Below are 19,483 nucleotides of genomic sequence, written 5' to 3'. Positions count from 1 at the left end.
GGCGGGCGGACGTTCGTTATTTTAGGCGCGCATGAAAAACGGGCCATCGCGGTCTTCCCGCGATGGCCCGTCGGATGCCGGCCGGCGCTTACTTCGGCGCGGAGGCGGGCTTCGGTGCGGAAGCCGGCTTCGCGGCGCTCGCGCCCGATGCCTTCGCGCTCGCGGCAGCCTTCGCGGCCGGGCTCTTCGTCGTGCTCTCGGCGAGCAGCGACTTCGATTCCTGGACCGGCTTGCCTTCGAGCTTGTTGAGCGCCTGCTGCATCATGAAGTCGTCGGCGCTGCCGAACTCGATCGGCTTGCGATCGCGATCCTTCTGGCGCTGCTCCGGCGTCTTCTTGTCGTTCTGCTCTTCGAGCACGCGCAGCTGATCCATCCGGCGCTGCTCGCGCTCTTCCTGTTCCTTCTTCTCGTTCGGATCCTGCGTGTTCGCGAGGTGGTTCGTGTAGTCGACCTCGCGCGTCACGAGCACGTCGTCCGGATCGCCGTCCGCGTACTGATCGACCGGCACGTCCGGCGTGATGCCCTTGTTCTGGATCGAACGGCCGCTCGGCGTGTAGTAGTACGCGGTGGTCAGGCGCAGCGCGGTGTCGGCCGTCATCGGGCGCACCGTCTGCACCGAACCCTTGCCGAACGTCGTCTTGCCCATGATCTGCGCGCGCTTCGAATCCTGCAGCGCACCGGCGACGATTTCCGACGCGGACGCCGAATATGCGTTCGTCAGCACGATCATCGGCACGGTCTTGAAGACGGGCGGCAGGTTCTTCAGCGGATCGCCGTCGAAGGACGGCAGGCGATAGTTGTCGTACGTGTCGCGGTAGACCTGCTTCGAATCGGGGATCTGGCCGTTGGTCGACACGACGACCGAGTCGGGCGGCAGGAACGCGCCGGCCACGCCGACCGCGCTCTGCAGCAGCCCGCCGCCGTTGTTGCGCAGGTCGAGGATCAGGCCCTTCAGGTTCGGCTGCTGGCGCGCGATGTCCTGCAGCTTCTGCGCGAGATCGGGCGTCGTGCGCTCCTGGAAGCTCGTGATGCGGATATACGCGTAGCCCGGATCGAGCATCTTCATCTTCACGCTCTGGACCTTGATGATCGCGCGCGTGACCGTGACCGGGAACGTGCGGTCGTCGCTCTTGCGGAAGATCGTCAGCGTGACCTTGGTGCCCGGCTCGCCGCGCATCTGCTTGACGGCCTTGTCGAGCGTCATGCCGCGCACCGGCTTGTCGTTGATGCGCGTGATCAGGTCGCCCGGACGGATGCCGGCGCGGAACGCGGGGGTGTCCTCGATCGGCGAGATCACCTTGACGAGGCCGTCTTCCTGCGAGATCTCGATGCCGAGACCCGCGAAACGGCCCTTCGTCTGCTCCTGTAGCTCGTCATAGTCGGTCTTGTCGAGGAACGACGAGTGCGGATCGAGGCTCGACACCATGCCCTTGATCGCGGCCGTCAGCAGCTTCTTGTCGTCGACCGGCTCGACGTACTCGCGCTTGATCTGCCCGAATACTTCCGCGAACAGGCGGAGCTGGTCGAGGGGAAGCGGCGCCGTGGCGGTCTGCTCGGCCGATGCGGAAACCTGCAGCGTGGCGAATACGCCCGTGGCGAGGCCCGCGGCAATCAGGCCGATGTTCTTCAAATTCATTCGCATAGAGAGTCGGGTGCGGTCGGGAAGCGCGTGGCGGTAGCGGGGATGTAGCGGACAAGTATAACTGTTCGTCCGATAACTCAGTGGAACGGCGCGAAAAGCGCCGCAACGGCCGCTGAGGGCCCGGCAGGGCGCCGCCGGGCGCGCAGCGGAGTTCGAAAGCGGATTCGACCGCGGCAGGGCCGCGAAGGTTCGCGCGGCGTGCGGGCCGCGGCCCGAACCGCGGACGGACGGCCGCACCGGGACGCGGGCCGCCCGCCGCGACGGGCGTCAGCCCGCCTTGCCCTGTTTCGCGACGGCGGCCTGCGCCTGCGCGATCGCTTCCTGGTCGCCGAGGTAATAGTGCGTGATCGGCTTCAGGTTCTCGTCGAGTTCATACACGAGCGGCACGCCGTTCGGGATGTTCAGGCCGACGATGTCGCTGTCCGAGATGCCGTCGAGGTACTTGATCAGCGCGCGCAGCGAGTTGCCGTGCGCGGCGATCAGCACCTGCTTGCCGGCGCGCACCGCGGGCGCGATCGACTCGTTCCACAGCGGCAGCACGCGCGCGACCGTGTCCTTCAGGCATTCGGTGAGCGGCAGCTGCTCGCGCGGCACCTTCGCATAGCGCGGGTCGCCGAACGGCGCGCGTTCGTCGGTCGGCTCGAGCGCGGGCGGCGGCGTGTCGTAGCTGCGGCGCCACACGAGCACCTGCTCGTCGCCGAACTTCGCGGCCGTTTCCGCCTTGTTCAGGCCCGACAGCGCGCCGTAGTGGCGCTCGTTCAGGCGCCACGAGTGGACGACCGGCAGGTACATCAGGTCCATCTTGTCCTGCACGTGCCACAGCGTGCGGATCGCGCGCTTGAGCACCGACGTGTACGCGATGTCGAACGTGTAGCCGGCCTCCTTGAGCAATTCGCCGGCCTGGTAGGCTTCGTTGCGACCCTGTTCGGTCAGGTCGACGTCGACCCAGCCGGTGAAGCGGTTTTCCTTGTTCCACGTCGATTCGCCGTGGCGGATGAGAACGAGTTTGTACATGGATCTTGCGGTCGGTAGTGAGAGGGAAGCGGGGCGCGTCGCGCGGCGCCCGGTTCGGGCCCGCCATCGCGCAAGACGGTTATTTTATAATGGCGGGATTGTCCTCATCCGATTTCTCTTTTCCGGCGACATTCCGTGACGTTCTTTACCAATTACACGAACCTGGCCCTTATCGCGATCCTGCTGGTTTCCGGCGGCCTGCTTGCATGGCCGGCGCTGCGCCGCGGCCGCGGCGGCTTGTCGGCCGCGGAGGCGACGCAGCTCATCAATCGTCGCAACGCGGTCGTGATCGACCTGCGCGCGCCGTCCGATTTCGCGGCCGGCCATCTGCCGTCGGCGCGTCAGGTCGCCGCGGGCGAGATCGGCGCGAAAATTGCGCAGGTCGCGAAGAACAAGAGCACCCCGGTGCTGCTCGTCTGCCAGAACGGCCAGCAGTCGCAGAAGGCGGCGCGCGAGGTCGAGGCGGCGGGCTACGCCGAGGTGCACGTGCTCGAAGGCGGCGTGGCCGCCTGGCAGCAGGCCGGGATGCCGGTCGTCAAACAAGGAGTGGCGAAGTGAACAAGGTTTTGATGTACAGCACGCAGGTGTGTCCGTATTGCATGCAGGCCGAGCGCCTGCTGAAGCTGCGCGGCGTCGAGCAGATCGAAAAGGTGCTGATCGATCGCGATCCGGCCCGCCGCGAGGAAATGATGACGCGCACGGGGCGCCGCACGGTCCCGCAGATCTATATCGGCGACACGCACGTCGGCGGTTACGACGATCTGTCGAAGCTCGACCGCGAAGGCGGCCTCGTGCCGCTTCTGCAAGCGGCCTGATTAGGGCAGAATGGCCGCCGGCCGCGCCGCGGCTTGGGCGCGCACGATACATCCGTGGCGGCCGGCGAACAGCCGGGCCGCCCCGTCACCACTTTTAGGGAAACACCATGTCCGACGTCGAAAACCAACCGTTCTTCAACATCCAGCGCGTCTACCTGAAGGATATGTCGCTCGAGCAGCCGAATTCGCCGGCGATCTTCCTCGAGCAGGACATGCCGTCGGTTGAAGTCGAAGTCGACGTCAAGGCCGACCGCCTCGCGGAAAGCGTGTTCGAAGTCATCGTGTCGGGTACCGTCACCGCGAAGGTGAAGGACAAGGTCGCGTTCCTGATCGAAGCGAAGCAGGCCGGCATTTTCGACATCCGCAACATTCCGGACGAACAGCTCGACCCGCTCGTCGGCATCGCGTGCCCGACGATCCTGTTCCCGTACCTGCGCTCGAACATCGCCGACGCGATCACGCGTGCCGGCTTCCCGCCGATCCACCTGGCCGAAATCAACTTCCAGGCGCTGTACGAGCAGCGTCTCGCGCAGCTTCAGCAGCAGGCCGGCGCCGCGGCAGGCGCGAACGGTGCGCCGAACGGCACGACGCTGAACTGACGTTTCACTCCGGACCGGTGCTGGGTATGAAAGTAGCCGTTCTCGGCGCCGGTGCCTGGGGCACCGCGCTCGCGGGCCATCTGGCCGCGCGGCACGATACGCTTCTGTGGGCGCGCGACGCCGCGCTCATCGCCGGGCTGCAGGCCCGGCACGAAAATTCCCGTTATCTGGACGGCATCGCGCTGCCTGATGCGCTGCGCTACGACGCCGATCTCGGCGCCGCGCTCGCGCACGGCGCCGCTCACGACGCGCTGTGCGTGATCGCCGCGCCGGTAGCCGGGCTGCGCACGCTGTGTCGCGCGATGCGCGATGCAGGCTGCGTGCCCGCGCACATCGTCTGGGTCTGCAAGGGCTTCGAGGCCGACACGCATCTGCTGCCGCATCAGGTGATCGCGGCCGAGCTGCCCGAACAGCGGAGCAACGGCGTGCTGTCGGGCCCGAGTTTCGCGCGCGAGGTCGGCCAGTCGCTGCCCGTCGCGTTGACGGTCGCGAGCGCGTCGGCCGAATGCCGCGAGCGCACGCTCGCCGCGTTCCATCACGGCGCGATGCGGATCTACACGGGCGACGACGTGGTCGGCGTCGAGGTCGGCGGCGCGGTGAAGAACGTGCTGGCGATCGCGACCGGCATTTCCGACGGCCTCGGCCTCGGGCTGAACGCGCGCGCCGCGCTGATCACGCGCGGCCTCGCCGAAATGTCGCGGCTCGGCGTGGCGCTCGGCGGCCGCGCGGAAACCTTCACGGGGCTCACGGGCCTCGGCGACCTGATCCTGACCGCGACGGGCGACCTGTCGCGCAACCGCACGGTCGGCCTGCAACTGGCGGCCGGCCGCACGCTGAACGACATCCTCGGCGCGCTCGGCCACGTGGCCGAAGGCGTGCGCTGCGCGCAGGCCGTGCTGGCGCTCGCGCGCGCGCAGTCGATCGAAATGCCGATCACGGAAGCCGTATGCGGCGTGCTGTTCGACGGCATCGCGCCGCGCGACGCCGTGAGCGGCCTGCTGCGCCGCGACGCGCGCGCCGAATAGGCGCGGTCGGCGTCGCGCGCGACCGGATCGCCCGGCACGGTTGGGCCGGGCGCGCGGCGCCAAAGCGGACTACGCTTGAACGGTCTCCCGCGTTCCGCGAGGTTGTCATGCTGCAGATCCATTCCACAACGCTCGATGCACAGCTCGTCGACATCACGACGCTCGACGTCGATGCGATCGTCAACGCCGCGAACGGCTCGCTGCTCGGCGGGGGCGGCGTCGACGGCGCGATCCACCGCGCGGCCGGCCCCGGCCTGCTCGCCGAGTGCCGCACGCTCGGCGGCTGCGACACCGGCGACGCGAAGCTCACGCGCGGCCACGGGTTGCCGGCGCGCTACGTGATCCACGCGGTCGGGCCGGTCTGGTATGGCGGCGCGCGCGGCGAGGCCGAGCTGCTCGCGTCGTGCTACCGGCGCGCGATCGAGCTGGCCGAAGAAGTGGCCGCGACGTCGATCGCGTTTCCCGCGATCAGTTGCGGCGTCTACCGCTATCCGGCCGAAGCCGCCGTCGACATCGCGGTCGGCACCGTCGCCGAGATGCTCGCGCAGGCGCCGAATCTCGCACGCGTGGTGTTCGCGTGCTTTTCCCCCGACATCTACGACCTGTACCGCGCGCGGCTCGCGCGAACCTGACGCGCTCCGCGCCGCGGATTGCGCCAGCGAGCGTCACGCGCCGCCTTCGAAGCCGGCCTGGCGCCACGCCTCGAACACGACCACCGCGACCGTGTTCGACAGGTTCAGGCTGCGGTTGTCCGGCCGCATCGGCAGGCGCACGCGCTGTTCGTTCGGGAAGCGGTCGAGCAGCTCGGCGGGCAGGCCGCGCGTTTCCGAGCCGAACACGAACCAGTCGCCGGGCAGGAACGCACGATCGTGGAAGCGGCCCGAGCCGCGCGTCGTGAACGCGAACATCCGCGCGGGATCGGGCGCTTCGGCGGCAACGAACGCGTCCCAGTCGCGGTGCACGCGCATCTGCGCATACTCGTGATAGTCGAGGCCGGCGCGGCGCATCCGCGCGTCGTCGAGCGGGAAGCCGAGCGGCTCGATCAGGTGCAGGTGCGCGCCGGTGTTCGCGCACAGGCGGATCACGTTGCCGGTGTTCGGCGGAATTTCGGGAGCGACGAGGACGACGTTGAACATGTTTCGGTTTGGCTGGGGTGGCCGGAGCGGCGCAACGCGCGTGCATCCGGCCGGCCGGTTCGTGACGGCCGCGCGCGGGCGGCCGGCCTTTCCATCTAATTAATCCTTGGCGGTGCGCAGCGCAACCAGATTCGTCACGCGCACGGCGCCCGCCGCCTTCAGCGCCTGGGCGGCCGCCGCGAGCGTCGCGCCGGACGTCATCACGTCGTCGACGAGCGCGACGTGGCGGCCGGCGACGCCGCCTGCCACCGCGAACGCCGCCATCACGTTGTCGTGCCGTGCGCGCCGATCGAGCCGCGATTGCGGCGCGGTGTCGGCGACGCGTGCGAGCAGGGCCGCGTCCGCTGGCACGCCGAGCCGGCGCGCCAGCGGACGCGCGATCGCCCACGCCTGGTTGTAGCCGCGCGCGACGAGCCGCCGGTGCGACAGCGGCACCGGCGCGACGAGGTCGAAGCCGCTCGCGCCGCGCGTATCGTCGACCAGCCGTGCGAGGCGGGCCGCGAATTCGCCGCCGAGCGCGAGCCGCGCGTGAAACTTCAGGCCGCGCGCGAGCCCGTCGAGCGGCGCGCGGTAATCGGCGAGCGCGAGCGTCGCATCGAACGGCGGCGGCGCGGTGCGGCATGCGTCGCACCGGTACGCGGCCGCGCGGCCGGTGCCCATGCGTGTGCCAGCGGGCGATCGTGCCTGCCCGACGCCGAGCGGCAGCGCGCACACGTCGCAGCGCAGCCGCGCTTCGTTCCAGTACGCGGCATCGCAGGCGCCGCAAATCACGGTGTGTGACAAATTGCCGCACAACGCGCAGCGATTCGGCAACGTGACCGCGGCAACGCGCACGACCAGCGTTCGAACCTGCGACAAAACGACGCGCATCGTGCGCCCGGCGGAACCGCGGACCATCGCAACACTCCTGGCATGCCGCCTCAATGAAGCTTGCGAGGCGAGCGAGTATACTTCGGGCTCTTCGCCAGTGTGCCCGACATGTCCCCAGCTTCGACTTCAACCGGCCGTCCGGCCAATGACGCCAGGCGCGTGCGGCGGATCTTCGACCGCCGTGCCGCCACGTTCGATGCGGTTGCGTTCCTGCCGCGCGAGATCGCGCAGCGGATGAACGAGCGCCTCGAATACATCAAGGTGAGCCCCGCGGCCGTGCTCGATGCGGGCTGCGGCCCGGGCGACGACCTGCCGGCGCTGCGCGCGCGCTTTCCGGAGGCGCCGGTGTTCGGCGTGGACCTGTCCGGCGCGATGCTCGCGCGGGCCGGTCAGCGCGAGGTCGAGCAGACCACCTGGCGCCGCTGGCTGCCGGCCTCGCTCGGCCGGGCGCTGGGCCAGCGCGGCCCGCGCGTCGCGCAGGCCGATTTCGCGGCGCTGCCGTTTCCCGGCGGCGCGTTCGACCTGATCTGGTCGAATCTCGCGCTCCACTGGCATTCGCGTCCCGATACCGTCTTCCCCGAATGGCAGCGCGTGCTGCGCGTGAACGGGCTGCTGATGTTCAGCACGCTCGGCCCGGACACGCTGCGCGAGCTGCGCGCGGCCTGCGCGGACGCCGAAGCCGCGCTCGGCATCGCGCCGCCCGCCGCGCGCGTGATCGATTTCGTCGACATGCACGACCTCGGCGACATGCTCGTCGAAAGCGGCTTCGAGATTCCCGTGATGGACCAGGAAGTGCTGACCGTCACGTACAAATCCGCCGATTCCCTGCTGGCCGACGTGCGCCGCTGGGGCGCCTATCCGTTCGCGCGCACGGCGCCGCCGCACGCGGCGCGGCGCTTTCGCGCGGCGCTCGGCGACGCGCTGGACGCGCGCCGGCGCGAGGACGGCACGATCCCGCTGACGTTCGAGGTGATCTACGGCCACGCGTGGAAGGCCGTGCCGCGCACGACCGCCGAAGGGCACGGGATCGTGCGCATCGAGGACATCGGCAAGGGGCGCCCGAAGAATCGATAAAGCGGTAAAGAGGGGTTTTGTTATGTCCGAAATTAGCGGTGCAAAGCGGGGTCGAATTGGCGGCTAAAACGGCCGGAAAGCTTGTCGCGCTTGGCTTGGCGGGCGATAGGCGCTTGCTTGTGGATGCCATTGAACCCGCCTATAATGCGTCAGCTTGTCGTCCCGGGGTCCCCGCAATACGGGCCGGCGAGTCCGATGCAGGCATGCATCGCATGCCATTCGCGTGAGGCGGCGATGGAAGCAGCGAACGTTTTGGCGGAGACGGCGGACAGCGAACCAGTCCTCGAAGACTGGCTCATGAAACGCAACTGTTCGGTGTCGCCGCGCCAGTTCGTGCTGTTTTACGCGTCGCTCGCGGGCTTCTCGCTGGCGATCGCGGCGTTGCTGATGTGGAGAGGGGCCTGGCTCGTCATGCCCTTCACCGGGATCGAGTTGCTGGCGGTGGGTGTCGCATTCGCGATCTACGCTCGCCATGCGGTCGACTACGAGCGCATCAGGCTGTTTCCGCACCGGCTCGTGATCGAGCGGATGGATGCGGAGCGGCTCACGCAGATCGAATTCAACCCGCGCTGGGTGCGGGTCGAGCCGGGTGCGACGCCACGCGATCCGATTCGGCTGGTGTCGCGCGGGCAGACCGTCGTGATCGGGCAGCATCTCGCGCAGTACAAGCGTGCGCAGTTCGCCGACGAGCTGCGTGCGTCGCTCAGGCGCTGCGGCTGACGAGGCGCGGCCAATGGCCGGAACAGGCCGGCGGCTTGCGACGGGGGAGGGTTTGAATGGAAATTTTGGGTAAGGATGCTATGAAAACAATCAAGCGAGCCCTCGCGGGCGTGCTGGCATGCAGCGGATTGCTCTTTGCCGGTGCGGCCCTGGCGGTCGGTGATAGCCCGGGCGGCCCCCGTGTCAACGAGATCAACTTTCAGCCGCCTGTCACGAAGATCGCCGAGGAGCTCTACGATCTCCACACGATGATGCTGATCCTGTGTACGGTGATCTTCGTCGGCGTGTTCGGCGTGATGTTCTATTCGATCTTCGCGCACCGCAAATCCAAGGGCCACAAGGCCGCCAATTTCCATGAAAGCACGACCGTCGAGATCATCTGGACGATCGTGCCGTTCGTCATCGTCGTGCTGATGGCGCTGCCGGCGACGAAGGCCGTCGTCGCGATGAAGGACACGACGAACGCCGATCTCACGATCAAGGTCACCGGCTACCAGTGGAAGTGGGGCTACGACTACGTGAAGGGCCCGGGCGAGGGCATCGGCTTCCTGTCGACGCTGACCACCCCGCGCGACGAAGTGATGGGCAAGAAGCCGATCACCGACACCTATCTGCAGGAAGTCGACAACCCGCTCGTCGTGCCGGTCAACAAGAAGATCCGCATCATCACGACCGCGAACGACGTCGTCCACTCGTGGTACGTGCCCGCGTTCGGCGTGAAGCAGGATGCGATCCCCGGCTTCGTGCGCGACACGTGGTTCAAGGCCGACAAGGTCGGCACGTTCCGCGGCTTCTGTACCGAGCTGTGCGGCAAGGAACACGCGTACATGCCGGTCGTGGTCGAAGTCCTGTCGGACGACGATTACGCGAAGTGGGTCACCGCGCAGAAGGCCAAGCTGGCGAGCGCCGCGGTCGATCCGAACAAGGTCTACACGATGGCCGAACTCGTCGCGCACGGCGAGGAAGTCTACAAGGCGAACTGCGCGGCCTGCCACCAGGTGAACGGCAAGGGCCTCGGCGCATTCCCGGCGATGGACGGCAGCCCGATCGTGAACGGCCCGATCGCCGCGCACGTCGAGCGCGTGCTGCACGGCAAGGGCGCGATGCCGTCGTGGGCGTCGCTGTCGGACCTCGACATCGCTTCGGTCGTCACGTACGAACGCAACTCGTGGGGCAACCACAAGAACGACCTGCTGCAGCCGAAGCAAGTGGCCGACGCACGCAACGGCAAGCTGCCGGAAGACACGGCGGGCGCGGCAGCGGCACCGGCAGCGGCACCGGCTGAAGCGGCTTCCGCGCCGGCGCAAGCCGCGTCGGGCGCCGAGCAGCCGGCGGCAGCGGCATCGGCCGCGCTGTCGACGATCTACTTCGAGACGGGCAAGAGCGTGCTGCCGGCCGACGCGAAAGCGGCGATCGCCGCCGCGGCCGACTATGCGAAGGCGCATCCGGACGCGAAGCTCGCGCTGTCGGGCTTCACCGACAAGACGGGCTCGGCCGACGCGAACGCCGAACTGGCGAAGCATCGGGCGCAGGCCGTGCGCGATGCGCTGAAGGCAGCAGGCGTGGCGGAAGACCACATCATTCTCAAAAAGCCGGAAACGATCACGGGCGGGGCTGACGCGAAGGAAGCCCGGCGTGTCGAGATCGGCCCGGCGGCTTGACGTGTCGCTGAGTTAGTCGACGTATTCGCATTAGGAGATTCTCATGTCTAGCATCGGGCACGACGTAGCCGCGGACCACGCGCACGACGACCACGCGCACGAAGCCCCGCACGGCTGGCGTCGCTGGCTGTTCGCCACCAACCACAAGGACATCGGTACGCTGTACCTGCTGTTCTCGTTCATCATGTTCCTGTCGGGCGGCGTGATGGCGCTCGGCATCCGTGCCGAGCTGTTCGAGCCGGGCCTGCAGATCATGCGTCCTGAGTTCTTCAACGAACTCACGACGATGCACGGCCTGATCATGGTGTTCGGCGCGATCATGCCGGCGTTCGTCGGCTTCGCGAACTGGATGATTCCGCTGCAGATCGGCGCATCCGACATGGCGTTCGCGCGGATGAACAACTTCAGCTTCTGGCTGCTGCCGGTCGCGGCGGTGCTGCTGGTCGGCTCGTTCTTCGCGCCGGGCGGCGCGACGGCCGCCGGCTGGACGCTGTACGCGCCGCTGTCGACGCAGATGGGCCCGGGCATGGACTTCGCGATCTTCGCGGTCCACATCATGGGCGCGTCGTCGATCATGGGCGGGATCAACATCGTCGTGACGATCCTGAACATGCGCGCACCGGGCATGACGCTGATGAAGATGCCGATGTTCGCGTGGACGTGGCTGATCACCGCGTACCTGCTGATCGCCGTGATGCCGGTTCTGGCGGGCGCGATCACGATGGTGCTGTTCGACCGCCACTTCGGCACGTCGTTCTTCAACGCGGCAGGCGGCGGCGACCCGGTGATGTACCAGCACATCTTCTGGTTCTTCGGCCACCCCGAGGTGTACATCATGATTCTGCCGGCGTTCGGGATCGTGTCGCAGGTGATCCCGGCGTTCGCACGCAAGACGCTGTTCGGCTATAGCTCGATGGTGTACGCGACGGCGTCGATCGCGATCCTGTCGTTCATGGTCTGGGCGCACCACATGTTCGCCACGGGCATGCCGGTCACCGGCCAGCTGTTCTTCATGTACGCGACGATGCTGATCGCGGTGCCGACGGGCGTGAAGGTGTTCAACTGGCTCGCGACGATGTGGCGCGGCTCGATGACGTTCGAAACCCCGATGCTGTTCGCGATCGGCTTCCTGTTCGTGTTCACGTTCGGCGGCCTGACGGGCCTGATGCTCGCGATGGCGCCGCTCGACATCCAGTATCACGGCACCTACTTCGTGGTCGCGCACTTCCACTACGTGCTGGTGGCCGGCTCGCTGTTCGCGCTGTTCTCGGGCTGGTACTACTGGGCGCCGAAGTGGACGGGCTGGATGTACAACGAGACGCGCGGCAAGATCCACTTCTGGGCGTCGATGATCTTCTTCAACCTGACGTTCTTCCCGATGCACTTCGTCGGTCTCGCGGGCATGCCGCGCCGCTATGCGGACTACCCGGCGCAGTTCACGGACTTCAACCAGGTGGCGACGATCGGCGCATTCGGCTTCGGCCTCGCGCAGGTGTACTTCCTGTTCGCGGTCGCGCTGCCGGCCTACCGTGGCGGCGGCGAGCTGGAAAAGGCGTCGGACAAGCCGTGGGACGGCGCGACGGGCCTCGAGTGGACGGTGCCGAGCCCGGCTCCGTTCCACACGTTCGAGCAACCGCCGCACGTCGAATAAGTTTTACCGAGCGCTCCGCCGCTGCCTGCCGCGCAGGCAGGCGCGGCGGGCGCGAAACTGAAGTTTCAGCGAAGTTTCAGATGACCCGGAATCCACAAGAAAGACGAACGCCCGAGCAGATCCGCGCGGGCAACAAGCGGCTCGGCCTCACCCTGCTCGTCATCGCCGCCGTTTTTTTCGTGGGTGTCGTGATCAAGCAGTGGTGGCTGTCCACCCACTGATGCAGCAACTGACGCAGTAGCGAGGAAGTCGTCGTATGTCGAAGCCGGAAGAGGGCGCCGTGGATCGCGCGTTCAATCGTTCGATGCTGGTGAAGCTCTTCGTCGTGGCCGGGCTGATGTTCGGTTTCGGCTTCGCGCTGATTCCGATGTATCGGGCGATCTGCCAGATCACCGGCATCAACAACCTGGTGCAGCGCGATGTCAGCGAGCGCGAGGTGAAGAACTCGCAGGTCGACTACAGCCGCACGGTGTCGGTCGAGTTCGATGCGAACGCACGCGGGCCGCTCGGGTTCAAGCCGGAGCACAACAGCCTCGACGTGCACCCGGGCGAACTGACGACGATCGTGTACGACGTGACGAACGGGCAGGGCCGGCCGGTCGTCGCGCAGGCGATTCCGAGCTACGCGCCGAAGCAGGCGACGGAGTTCTTCAAGAAGATCGAGTGCTTTTGCTTCACGCAGCAGACGCTGACCGCGAACGAGTCGCGCAAGATGCCGGTGGTGTTCGTGATCGACCCGAAATTGCCGAAGGACGTGAAGACGATCACGCTGTCGTACACGTTCTTCGAGCTGAATACCCCGGCCACGCCGGCCCCGGCGCAGCGCAGTACGGCGGCGGCGCAGGGTACGGCGAAGCCGGACGCATGACGGAGACGGGGCGATGACGGAAACCAAGCGGAGCGGAACGTTCGGTCAGGCGCTGAAAGCGGTGCTGTGGTCGTTCTTCGGGGTGCGCAAGCGGCGCGACCTGGAGGCCGACGCGACGCAGCTCAATCCGCTGCACGTGCTGATCGTCGCGTTGATCGCGGCCGGCGTGTTCATCGGCGTGCTGATCCTGATCGTGCGTGCGGTGGTGGGTTGAGGGCGCGCGGCTAGCGGCCCGGGGCCAGACAGAATGCAGTGCGCGGCGCCACGGCGCGGCGTGCAGGAACGAGCGGTGGCGGTCTCGCCGCGCAAGAAATAAAGCCGGAGCGGTTTCCGGTACACAAATTGGACTGAAGTGGAGAATCAAGCATGAGCGGTCAAAACCAGACCCCGTACTATTTCGTGCCGCATCCGTCGCAGCATCCGATCAGCGCGGCCATCGGCCTGCTGGTCATGCTCGGCTCGGTAGCGCTGTGGATCAACGGTCACGACTGGGCGCCGTTCACGGCGCTGCTCGGCCTGCTGTGGTTGCTCTTCACGCTGTATCACTGGTTCGGCGACGCGATCGCCGAATCGGAAGGCGGTCATTACGGCAAGAACGTCGACAAGTCGTACCGCTGGAGCATGAGCTGGTTCATCTTCTCGGAAGTCATGTTCTTCGGCGCGTTCTTCGGCGCGCTGTTCTATGCGCGTGAAATCGCGCTGCACCAGCTCGGCAGCCTCGACTACAAGCTGATCTGGCCGGACTTCTCCGCCGTGTGGCCGAACGAAGGCCCCGCCGCGCTCGCCGGTCACTTCAAGACGATGGGCCCGTGGCCGGTCCCGACGCTGAACACCGCGTTCCTGCTGTCGTCGGGCGTGACGCTGACGATCTCGCACCACGCGCTGCGCGACGATCATCGCAAGAAGGCGATCGCATGGCTGGCCGCGACGCTCGTGTTCGGGATCTGCTTCCTGTTCCTGCAGGGCTTCGAGTACTACCACGCGTACAACGAGCTGAACCTGACGCTGAACTCCGGCGTGTACGGTTCGACGTTCTTCCTGCTGACCGGCTTCCACGGCTTCCACGTGTTCCTCGGCGGCACGATGCTCGCGGTGGTGCTGGTGCGGATGATCCGCGGCCACTTCAAGCCCGATCATCACTTCGCATTCGAAGGCGCCGCGTGGTACTGGCACTTCGTCGACGTCGTCTGGCTCGGCCTGTACGTCGTCGTCTACTGGCTGTAAATGGAAAAACGGCCCGCGCAGCGATGCGCGGGCCGTTTTCATTGGTGTCGTGGGCGCGGCGGCGAAGCCGCGAGCGACACGGCCCCGGCGCCGCCGCGACTCAGTCAGGCGGCGCTTTTGCTTGGTGGCGCGGCCGTGCGGCTAAATGTCACAGCGGTCACGGCGTGCCACGGCGGCAACGGCATCAACGCCCGATCGGCAGGCCGGTCGAATGGATCCAGCCCATCCAGTTCGCGAACAGGATGAGCAGGAACAGCGACACCGACAGCCCGACGCGGGTGGCGAGCGACCAGACCATGCGTTTCGTGTGGCCGCGGTCGTGCATCATGAAGTAGAGCGCCGAGCCCATGCTGGCAATGATGAGGACGAAGGCGATGGGAACGAGGATGTGCATGACACGAACCGGACGACGGCAATTCGAAAGGAAGAGGATAATTATCGCACTTCGTTTTCGCGGATGTGCCGGGCGGGCCGCACGATGAAGATTCGCTGGCTGCCCGCGCTGCTGATCCTCGTCGTCGTCGCCGTCACGATCCGTCTCGGTTTCTGGCAGCGCGACCGCGCGCACCAGAAGGAAGCGCTGCAGGCGAGCATCGCGCGCTATGAGCAGGCGGCGCCCGTCGACATCGGCGCGCAGCCGGTTCCGCTCGCGTCGATCGAGTTTCATCGCGTGCGGGCAAAGGGCCGTTTCATGCCGGAGCAGGCGGTGTTCCTCGACAATCGGCCGTATAACGACCAGCCGGGCTTTTACGTCGTGATGCCGCTTAAACTCACGGGCGGCGGCGTCGTGCTCGTGAATCGCGGCTGGCTGCCGCGCAACATCGCCGATCGCACGGCGATCGAGCCGTTCGCGACGCCGGCGGGCGACGTCGAGATCGTCGGCATCGCGCGCGCCGACGCGTCGCGCGCGTTCGAGCTCGGCGAAGGCGGGTCGGCCGCGCACCAGAAGATCCGGCAGAACCTCGACGTCGCCGCGTATGCGAAGGAAACCGGGCTGCCGCTGCAGCCGTTCGTGATCCAGCAGACGAGCGACGACGGCGACAAGCTCGTGCGCGACTGGCCGGCGGCGACGACCGGCGTCGAGCGCAATTACGGTTACATGTTTCAGTGGTGGGCGATGGCGGCCGCCGCGCTCGGCTTCGGCCTGTACGCCGCGCGGCGTGCGGCGAAGAAGTCGGCCGGCGCGTGAGCGTCGTGCCAGGACGCGGCGCCGGCGCCGCGGGTTCGTTTCGAGAGGTCTGATTTGTCCATGCAATCTTCCCGTCAGGGTCCGGCCGCCGCGCCGATGTCGCAGGCGGCCCGCAAGCGCGGCCGCTGGATGCTCGTGCTACTGGGGCTCGTGTGCGCCGCGCCGATGATCGCGTCGTACTTCACCTATTACGTGATCAAGCCGAAGGGCGGATCGACGAACTACGGCACGCTGATCGAGCCGCAGCGCCCGATCCCGGCCGATCTGCAGGTGACCGACGAAACCGGCAAGACGGTACCGCTGTCGTCGCTGCGCGGCGTCTGGCTGTTCGTGATGACCGACCGCAGTGCGTGCGACGACGCGTGCGCGAAGAAGCTCTATTTCATGCGGCAGATCCGCGTCACGCAGGCGGGCGAGCGGCACCGGATCACGATGGTGTGGCTGCGCAGCGATGCGGGCGCGGTGCCGCAGAAGGTGCTGGACGCGTATCCGGACACGCGCCGGCTCGTCGCCGATCCGGCCGCGGTGGCCGCGTGGCTGCCCGCCGACGCCGGCACGAAGGACAGCGACCACCTCTACCTGGTCGACCCGAACGGCAACCTGATGATGCGTTTCCCGAAAGACCCGAATCCCAGCAAGATCAAGTCGGACGTGACGAAGCTGCTGAAGTGGTCGAGCATCGGTTAAGGCGAGAGAACGAGGCACCATTCCGATGTCGTATCTACTGCAACTCGGCCTGATCGGCCTGTGCATCGCGCTGCTGCCGCTGTCGTACGTGTGGGTGAAGGCCGACGACGACAAGTTCCGCAAGCTCGTGTGGATCACCACGTTCCTGACCCTCGACCTCGTGATGTTCGGCGGCTTCACGCGGCTGACCGATTCGGGCCTCGGCTGCCCCGACTGGCCCGGCTGCTACGGCACGTCGTCGCCGTTCATCGCGCACGCGGCGATCACGGCCGCGCATCAGGCGATGCCGACGGGGCCCGTCAGCATGACGAAGGCGTGGATCGAGATGATCCACCGCTATTTCGCGATGGCGATCGGCGTGCTGATCATCGCGCAGGTGGTGATCGCGTGGGCCGCGCGGCTGCGCCGCCGCCCGCTGCACGTGTCGCCGTGGTGGCCGACGAGCCTGCTGCTGCTGATTCTCGTGCAGGGCGCGTTCGGCGCATGGACGGTCACGATGAAGCTGCAGCCGGTGATTGTCACGATCCACCTGCTGCTCGGCCTCACGCTGCTCGGCACGCTCGGCTGGCTTGCGGCGCGGCAGACGCCGCTGCCGTCGCATGACCCGGAGGCCGGGCGTTACCGCGCGGCCGCGCTCGCGGCGCTCGTGCTGCTCGTCGTGCAGATCGCGCTCGGCGGCTGGGTGAGCACCAATTACGCGGTGCTCGCGTGCACCGACTTCCCGACCTGCAACGGCCAGTGGATTCCGCCGATGGACTTCCAGCACGGCTTCCACCTGTGGCGCGCGCTCGGGATGACGAAGGACGGCGACGCGATCACGCAGGACGCGCTGGTGGCGATCCACTGGACGCACCGCACGTTCGCGTTCGTCGTGGTCGCGTACCTGGTTGCGTTCGCGCTGAAAATGCGCCGCTTCGAGTCGCTGCGGCGGCCCGCGAACGGCGTGCTGCTGGTCGTCCTGCTGCAGTTCGTGACGGGGCTGACCAACATCGTGCTGCAGTGGCCGCTGCCCGTCGCCGTCGCGCACAACGGCGGGGCCGCGATCCTGCTGCTGCTCGTCGTCATGTTAAACTTTCGCATCCTTTCAAGCCGCCCCGGCCGTGTCGCGCAGCCTGCGCGCGACGCCGCCCCGGCGTGACCGCCCCCATGCAAAGCACCCTCTCCCAATCGCCCGGTAGCCGCTTTTCCCAGTACATGGCGCTGACGAAGCCGCGCGTCACGCAGCTCGCGGTGTTCTGCGCGGTGATCGGCATGTTCCTCGCGACGCCGGGCATGGTGCCGTGGCATGTGCTGATCGGCGGCACGGTCGGCATCTGGCTGCTGGCCGGCGCCGCGTTCGCGATCAACTGCCTCGTCGAACAGAAGATCGACGCGATGATGCGCCGCACCGCGTGGCGTCCGTCCGCGCGCGGCGAGATCACGACGCCGCAGATCCTGCTGTTCTCGGCCGTGCTCGGCAGCGTCGGCGCCTGGACGCTCTATACGTTCACGAATCCGCTGACGATGTGGCTGACGATCGCGACGTTCGTCGGCTACGCGGTGGTCTACACGCTGCTGCTCAAGCCGATGACGCCGCAGAACATCGTGATCGGCGGCGCGTCGGGTGCGATGCCGCCGGCGCTCGGCTGGGCCGCCGTCACCGGCGCGGTGCCGGGCGACGCGTGGATCCTCGTGCTGATCATCTTCGTATGGACGCCGCCGCATTTCTGGGTGCTGGCGCTCTATCGCCGCAAGGATTACGAGAACGCCGGGCTGCCGATGCTGCCCGTCACGCACGGCGAGCAGTTCACGCGGCTGCACATCCTGCTGTACACGGTGATCCTGTTCGCGGTCACGATGATGCCGTTCATTTCCGGCATGAGCGGCGCCGTCTACCTGACGAGCGCGGTGCTGCTCGGCGCGGTGTTCCTCGCGTATGCGTGGAAGATCCATCGCGACTATTCGGACGAACTCGCCCGCAAGGCCTTCCGCTACTCGATCGTCTATCTGTCGCTGCTGTTCGTCGCGCTGCTCGTCGATCACTATGCACGCCCGCTGCTCGGCGTGTAACCGCACGGTTTGAACGCAATGCTCCCATCACGGTTCGGGCGCCGCGCGCGCCAAGGCTGGATGCTCGCGTGCGCATTCGCGGCAGCGCTGCTGCTTGCCGGATGCGACAACGCGCCGAAATTCCAGAATCTCGACATCACCGGCAACACGCAGTTCGGCAGCGACTTTTCGCTGCCCGATACGACCGGCAAGGTCCGCACGCTCGCCGATTTCAAGGGCAAGGCCGTCGTGATGTTCTTCGGCTATACGCACTGCCCGGACGTGTGCCCGACCACGATGGCCGAATTGTCCGAAGCGCTGAAGCAGCTCGGGCCCGATGCCGCGAAGCGCGTGCAGGTGCTGTTCGTCACCGTCGATCCGGAGCGCGACACGCCGGCGTTGCTCGGCCAGTACGTGCCCGCGTTCGATCCGTCGTTCATCGGCCTGCGGCCGGCCGACGAAGCGGCGCTGAAGAAGGTCACGAAGGATTTCCGCGTGTATTACGCGAAGGTGCCCGGCAAGACGCCCGGCAGCTACACGATGGATCACACGGCCGCGAGCTACGTGTTCGACCGCGACGGCAAGCTGCGCCTGTTCGTGCGCGACGGCCAGGGCCCGGCCCCGTGGGTCCACGATCTTAAGCTGCTGGTCGACTGATCGGCAGCCGCCGGGCGCCCGGCCCGGCGTTTTGCGTGACGGCCGTTCGCGCCGCCACGCTTTCCCTCTATCTTCGTCGTGTGCATGCGCTCCCGCCGGGCGGCGCGTCGGCATGCGCGCGTATCGCGCCGCAGCCGCGTTACGGCAGCGCCGGCACGTTGAAGCCGGAGGCGGCGCGCGTGATCCGGAATTCCGTCACGCGATAGGTGGCGAGCCCCTCGGTGACGAACGGGTCGGTCTCGAGGATCGCGTCGAGTTCGTCGCGATCGATGCGGGCCGCGAGGATCACGCCGCCTTCGCGCGGCACTTTCGGCCCCGCCGCGATGAAAATGCCCTTGTCGAATTGCGGCTGCAGATACGCGCGGTGGCGTTCGAGCGCGTCGTCGATGCGCTCGAGCGACGCGGTGTAGTGGATGTCGATGACGTACATGGATGGCCCTGGGATGATGCCGGCGCGCCGCGCACCGGCCAGCCGGTCTTTTTAGCACAGCGGATGCGGGCTGTCGCGCCGGCGAGCCGCGTGGCGGGCGGCGGGCGGCGGGCGGCTGGTGGCGCTGCCAGTCGAACGCCGGTTCGCCGCGGCCACGCGTATTCAAGATGTAAGCCTCGTTGCCGTAAATGAA

Annotated in this window: 24 protein-coding genes; 18 read left to right on the top strand and 6 right to left on the bottom strand. The window is 67.3% G+C overall.

All coding sequences use genetic code 11. From position 1 onward, the window contains the following. Positions 1-88: 88 nt before the first annotated feature. The gene (locus tag CFB35_RS15010; protein ID WP_060966615.1) at positions 89-1,642 is read right to left on the bottom strand and encodes a S41 family peptidase; all 1,554 of its coding nucleotides are present in this window, start codon (positions 1,640-1,642) and stop codon (positions 89-91) included. A gap of 267 nt (positions 1,643-1,909) precedes the next feature. Continuing rightward, a complete protein-coding gene (gene gpmA, locus CFB35_RS15005; RefSeq protein WP_060966616.1) occupies positions 1,910-2,656 on the bottom strand; it encodes a 2,3-diphosphoglycerate-dependent phosphoglycerate mutase in 747 nt (248 codons plus the stop codon). Between the two features lie 135 nt (positions 2,657-2,791). Here gpmA and CFB35_RS15000 point away from each other — a divergent pair, with 135 nt between their 5' ends. From CFB35_RS15000 to CFB35_RS14980, 5 genes are all read left to right on the top strand, one after another. Then, the gene (locus CFB35_RS15000) at positions 2,792-3,214 is read left to right on the top strand and encodes a rhodanese-like domain-containing protein (RefSeq protein ID WP_040142128.1); all 423 of its coding nucleotides are present in this window, start codon (positions 2,792-2,794) and stop codon (positions 3,212-3,214) included. After that, the gene (gene grxC / locus CFB35_RS14995; RefSeq protein ID WP_006477722.1) at positions 3,211-3,471 is read left to right on the top strand and encodes a glutaredoxin 3; all 261 of its coding nucleotides are present in this window, start codon (positions 3,211-3,213) and stop codon (positions 3,469-3,471) included. The genes CFB35_RS15000 and grxC overlap by 4 nt, the downstream gene beginning before the upstream one ends. Positions 3,472-3,578: 107 nt before the next feature. Further along, positions 3,579-4,070 (top strand): protein-export chaperone SecB, encoded by a 492-nt coding sequence (gene secB, locus CFB35_RS14990; protein ID WP_059576108.1) that lies wholly within the window; start codon positions 3,579-3,581, stop codon positions 4,068-4,070. Positions 4,071-4,096: 26 nt separating this feature from the next. After that, entirely contained in the window at positions 4,097-5,095 is a 999-nt protein-coding gene (locus CFB35_RS14985; RefSeq protein ID WP_059576111.1) for an NAD(P)H-dependent glycerol-3-phosphate dehydrogenase, read from the top strand. A gap of 107 nt (positions 5,096-5,202) precedes the next feature. After that, positions 5,203-5,727 (top strand): O-acetyl-ADP-ribose deacetylase, encoded by a 525-nt coding sequence (locus CFB35_RS14980; protein ID WP_060312476.1) that lies wholly within the window; start codon positions 5,203-5,205, stop codon positions 5,725-5,727. Positions 5,728-5,760: 33 nt separating this feature from the next. Here the strand turns inward: CFB35_RS14980 and trmL are convergent, their stop codons facing one another. Continuing rightward, complete coding sequence (trmL, locus tag CFB35_RS14975) at positions 5,761-6,231, bottom strand: tRNA (uridine(34)/cytosine(34)/5-carboxymethylaminomethyluridine(34)-2'-O)-methyltransferase TrmL (protein ID WP_060966618.1); 471 nt, start codon at positions 6,229-6,231, stop codon at positions 5,761-5,763. Between the two features lie 99 nt (positions 6,232-6,330). Continuing rightward, positions 6,331-7,128, bottom strand: coding sequence for a ComF family protein (locus CFB35_RS14970; RefSeq protein ID WP_089465176.1), 798 nt, complete (start codon positions 7,126-7,128; stop codon positions 6,331-6,333). 81 nt (positions 7,129-7,209) lie between these two features. On the opposite strand from CFB35_RS14970, the gene CFB35_RS14965 reads away from it, so the two are divergent. From CFB35_RS14965 to CFB35_RS14930, 8 genes are all read left to right on the top strand, one after another. Continuing rightward, positions 7,210-8,175, top strand: coding sequence for a methyltransferase domain-containing protein (locus CFB35_RS14965; RefSeq protein ID WP_089465175.1), 966 nt, complete (start codon positions 7,210-7,212; stop codon positions 8,173-8,175). Positions 8,176-8,370: 195 nt separating this feature from the next. Next, the gene (locus tag CFB35_RS14960) at positions 8,371-8,895 is read left to right on the top strand and encodes a DUF2244 domain-containing protein (protein WP_059576125.1); all 525 of its coding nucleotides are present in this window, start codon (positions 8,371-8,373) and stop codon (positions 8,893-8,895) included. 56 nt (positions 8,896-8,951) lie between these two features. Then, positions 8,952-10,556 (top strand): cytochrome c oxidase subunit II, encoded by a 1,605-nt coding sequence (coxB, locus tag CFB35_RS14955; RefSeq protein WP_089465174.1) that lies wholly within the window; start codon positions 8,952-8,954, stop codon positions 10,554-10,556. A 43-nt stretch (positions 10,557-10,599) separates the two neighbouring features. Next, a complete protein-coding gene (ctaD, locus tag CFB35_RS14950; RefSeq protein WP_006477731.1) occupies positions 10,600-12,207 on the top strand; it encodes a cytochrome c oxidase subunit I in 1,608 nt (535 codons plus the stop codon). A gap of 80 nt (positions 12,208-12,287) precedes the next feature. Continuing rightward, positions 12,288-12,428 carry a cytochrome oxidase small assembly protein gene (locus tag CFB35_RS34975; RefSeq protein WP_006486385.1) on the top strand — a complete coding sequence of 47 codons (141 nt, stop codon included), beginning with the start codon at positions 12,288-12,290 and terminating at the stop codon, positions 12,426-12,428. A gap of 35 nt (positions 12,429-12,463) precedes the next feature. After that, positions 12,464-13,075: a cytochrome c oxidase assembly protein gene (locus CFB35_RS14940; protein ID WP_089465173.1), complete on the top strand. Its 612-nt coding sequence runs from the start codon at positions 12,464-12,466 to the stop codon at positions 13,073-13,075. Between the two features lie 13 nt (positions 13,076-13,088). Beyond that, positions 13,089-13,289, top strand: coding sequence for a DUF2970 domain-containing protein (locus tag CFB35_RS14935; protein WP_059642688.1), 201 nt, complete (start codon positions 13,089-13,091; stop codon positions 13,287-13,289). A 152-nt stretch (positions 13,290-13,441) separates the two neighbouring features. Continuing rightward, entirely contained in the window at positions 13,442-14,299 is an 858-nt protein-coding gene (locus CFB35_RS14930) for a cytochrome c oxidase subunit 3 (RefSeq protein ID WP_006486364.1), read from the top strand. Between the two features lie 184 nt (positions 14,300-14,483). On the opposite strand, the gene CFB35_RS14925 is transcribed toward CFB35_RS14930, so the two are convergent. Then, positions 14,484-14,693, bottom strand: a complete 210-nt coding sequence (locus tag CFB35_RS14925) for a twin transmembrane helix small protein (RefSeq protein ID WP_006477735.1) — start codon at positions 14,691-14,693, stop codon at positions 14,484-14,486. 84 nt (positions 14,694-14,777) lie between these two features. Between CFB35_RS14925 and CFB35_RS14920 the strand changes: the two genes are divergently transcribed. Genes CFB35_RS14920 through CFB35_RS14900 form a run of 5 tightly spaced genes read left to right on the top strand, consistent with a single transcriptional unit; the run spans position 14,778 to position 18,860 of the window. Next, a complete protein-coding gene (locus CFB35_RS14920; protein WP_059642790.1) occupies positions 14,778-15,488 on the top strand; it encodes an SURF1 family protein in 711 nt (236 codons plus the stop codon). Between the two features lie 60 nt (positions 15,489-15,548). Beyond that, a complete protein-coding gene (locus CFB35_RS14915) occupies positions 15,549-16,175 on the top strand; it encodes a hypothetical protein (protein WP_059576133.1) in 627 nt (208 codons plus the stop codon). 25 nt (positions 16,176-16,200) lie between these two features. After that, positions 16,201-17,313, top strand: coding sequence for a heme A synthase (locus CFB35_RS14910; RefSeq protein WP_059576136.1), 1,113 nt, complete (start codon positions 16,201-16,203; stop codon positions 17,311-17,313). Positions 17,314-17,321: 8 nt separating this feature from the next. After that, a complete protein-coding gene (gene cyoE, locus CFB35_RS14905; RefSeq protein ID WP_059576139.1) occupies positions 17,322-18,224 on the top strand; it encodes a heme o synthase in 903 nt (300 codons plus the stop codon). 18 nt (positions 18,225-18,242) lie between these two features. Continuing rightward, the gene (locus CFB35_RS14900) at positions 18,243-18,860 is read left to right on the top strand and encodes an SCO family protein (RefSeq protein ID WP_059576142.1); all 618 of its coding nucleotides are present in this window, start codon (positions 18,243-18,245) and stop codon (positions 18,858-18,860) included. A 139-nt stretch (positions 18,861-18,999) separates the two neighbouring features. Here CFB35_RS14900 and CFB35_RS14895 read toward each other — a convergent pair whose 3' ends face one another. Next, on the bottom strand, positions 19,000-19,290 hold the full coding sequence (locus tag CFB35_RS14895; protein ID WP_006477740.1) for a YciI family protein: 291 nt from the start codon (positions 19,288-19,290) through the stop codon (positions 19,000-19,002). Positions 19,291-19,483 lie beyond the last annotated feature (193 nt).

Source organism: Burkholderia sp. AU16482, from assembly GCF_002223285.1.
GTDB classification, from domain to species: Bacteria; Pseudomonadota; Gammaproteobacteria; order Burkholderiales; family Burkholderiaceae; genus Burkholderia; species Burkholderia semiarida.
Note: the sequence above shows the minus strand (reverse complement) of the source record. Positions and strands in the feature narration are given on the sequence as shown.

What these genes read in the sequence shown, in the direction of transcription:
- ctaD (WP_006477731.1), top strand. Translation starts at nt 10,600, where the DNA reads ATGTCTAGCATCGGGCACGACGTAGCCGCGGACCACGCGCACGACGAC.
- CFB35_RS14930 (WP_006486364.1), top strand. Translation starts at nt 13,442, where the DNA reads ATGAGCGGTCAAAACCAGACCCCGTACTATTTCGTGCCGCATCCGTCG.
- CFB35_RS34975 (WP_006486385.1), top strand. Translation starts at nt 12,288, where the DNA reads ATGACCCGGAATCCACAAGAAAGACGAACGCCCGAGCAGATCCGCGCG.
- CFB35_RS14920 (WP_059642790.1), top strand. Translation starts at nt 14,778, where the DNA reads ATGAAGATTCGCTGGCTGCCCGCGCTGCTGATCCTCGTCGTCGTCGCC.
- trmL (WP_060966618.1), bottom strand. Translation starts at nt 6,231, where the DNA reads ATGTTCAACGTCGTCCTCGTCGCTCCCGAAATTCCGCCGAACACCGGC.
- secB (WP_059576108.1), top strand. Translation starts at nt 3,579, where the DNA reads ATGTCCGACGTCGAAAACCAACCGTTCTTCAACATCCAGCGCGTCTAC.
- coxB (WP_089465174.1), top strand. Translation starts at nt 8,952, where the DNA reads ATGGAAATTTTGGGTAAGGATGCTATGAAAACAATCAAGCGAGCCCTC.
- CFB35_RS14900 (WP_059576142.1), top strand. Translation starts at nt 18,243, where the DNA reads ATGCTCCCATCACGGTTCGGGCGCCGCGCGCGCCAAGGCTGGATGCTC.
- CFB35_RS14915 (WP_059576133.1), top strand. Translation starts at nt 15,549, where the DNA reads ATGCAATCTTCCCGTCAGGGTCCGGCCGCCGCGCCGATGTCGCAGGCG.
- gpmA (WP_060966616.1), bottom strand. Translation starts at nt 2,656, where the DNA reads ATGTACAAACTCGTTCTCATCCGCCACGGCGAATCGACGTGGAACAAG.
- CFB35_RS14985 (WP_059576111.1), top strand. Translation starts at nt 4,097, where the DNA reads ATGAAAGTAGCCGTTCTCGGCGCCGGTGCCTGGGGCACCGCGCTCGCG.
- CFB35_RS14980 (WP_060312476.1), top strand. Translation starts at nt 5,203, where the DNA reads ATGCTGCAGATCCATTCCACAACGCTCGATGCACAGCTCGTCGACATC.
- CFB35_RS14970 (WP_089465176.1), bottom strand. Translation starts at nt 7,128, where the DNA reads ATGGTCCGCGGTTCCGCCGGGCGCACGATGCGCGTCGTTTTGTCGCAG.
- CFB35_RS14965 (WP_089465175.1), top strand. Translation starts at nt 7,210, where the DNA reads ATGTCCCCAGCTTCGACTTCAACCGGCCGTCCGGCCAATGACGCCAGG.
- CFB35_RS14925 (WP_006477735.1), bottom strand. Translation starts at nt 14,693, where the DNA reads ATGCACATCCTCGTTCCCATCGCCTTCGTCCTCATCATTGCCAGCATG.
- CFB35_RS15010 (WP_060966615.1), bottom strand. Translation starts at nt 1,642, where the DNA reads ATGCGAATGAATTTGAAGAACATCGGCCTGATTGCCGCGGGCCTCGCC.
- CFB35_RS14960 (WP_059576125.1), top strand. Translation starts at nt 8,371, where the DNA reads ATGCAGGCATGCATCGCATGCCATTCGCGTGAGGCGGCGATGGAAGCA.
- CFB35_RS14895 (WP_006477740.1), bottom strand. Translation starts at nt 19,290, where the DNA reads ATGTACGTCATCGACATCCACTACACCGCGTCGCTCGAGCGCATCGAC.
- CFB35_RS14935 (WP_059642688.1), top strand. Translation starts at nt 13,089, where the DNA reads ATGACGGAAACCAAGCGGAGCGGAACGTTCGGTCAGGCGCTGAAAGCG.
- CFB35_RS14910 (WP_059576136.1), top strand. Translation starts at nt 16,201, where the DNA reads ATGTCGTATCTACTGCAACTCGGCCTGATCGGCCTGTGCATCGCGCTG.
- cyoE (WP_059576139.1), top strand. Translation starts at nt 17,322, where the DNA reads ATGCAAAGCACCCTCTCCCAATCGCCCGGTAGCCGCTTTTCCCAGTAC.
- CFB35_RS14940 (WP_089465173.1), top strand. Translation starts at nt 12,464, where the DNA reads ATGTCGAAGCCGGAAGAGGGCGCCGTGGATCGCGCGTTCAATCGTTCG.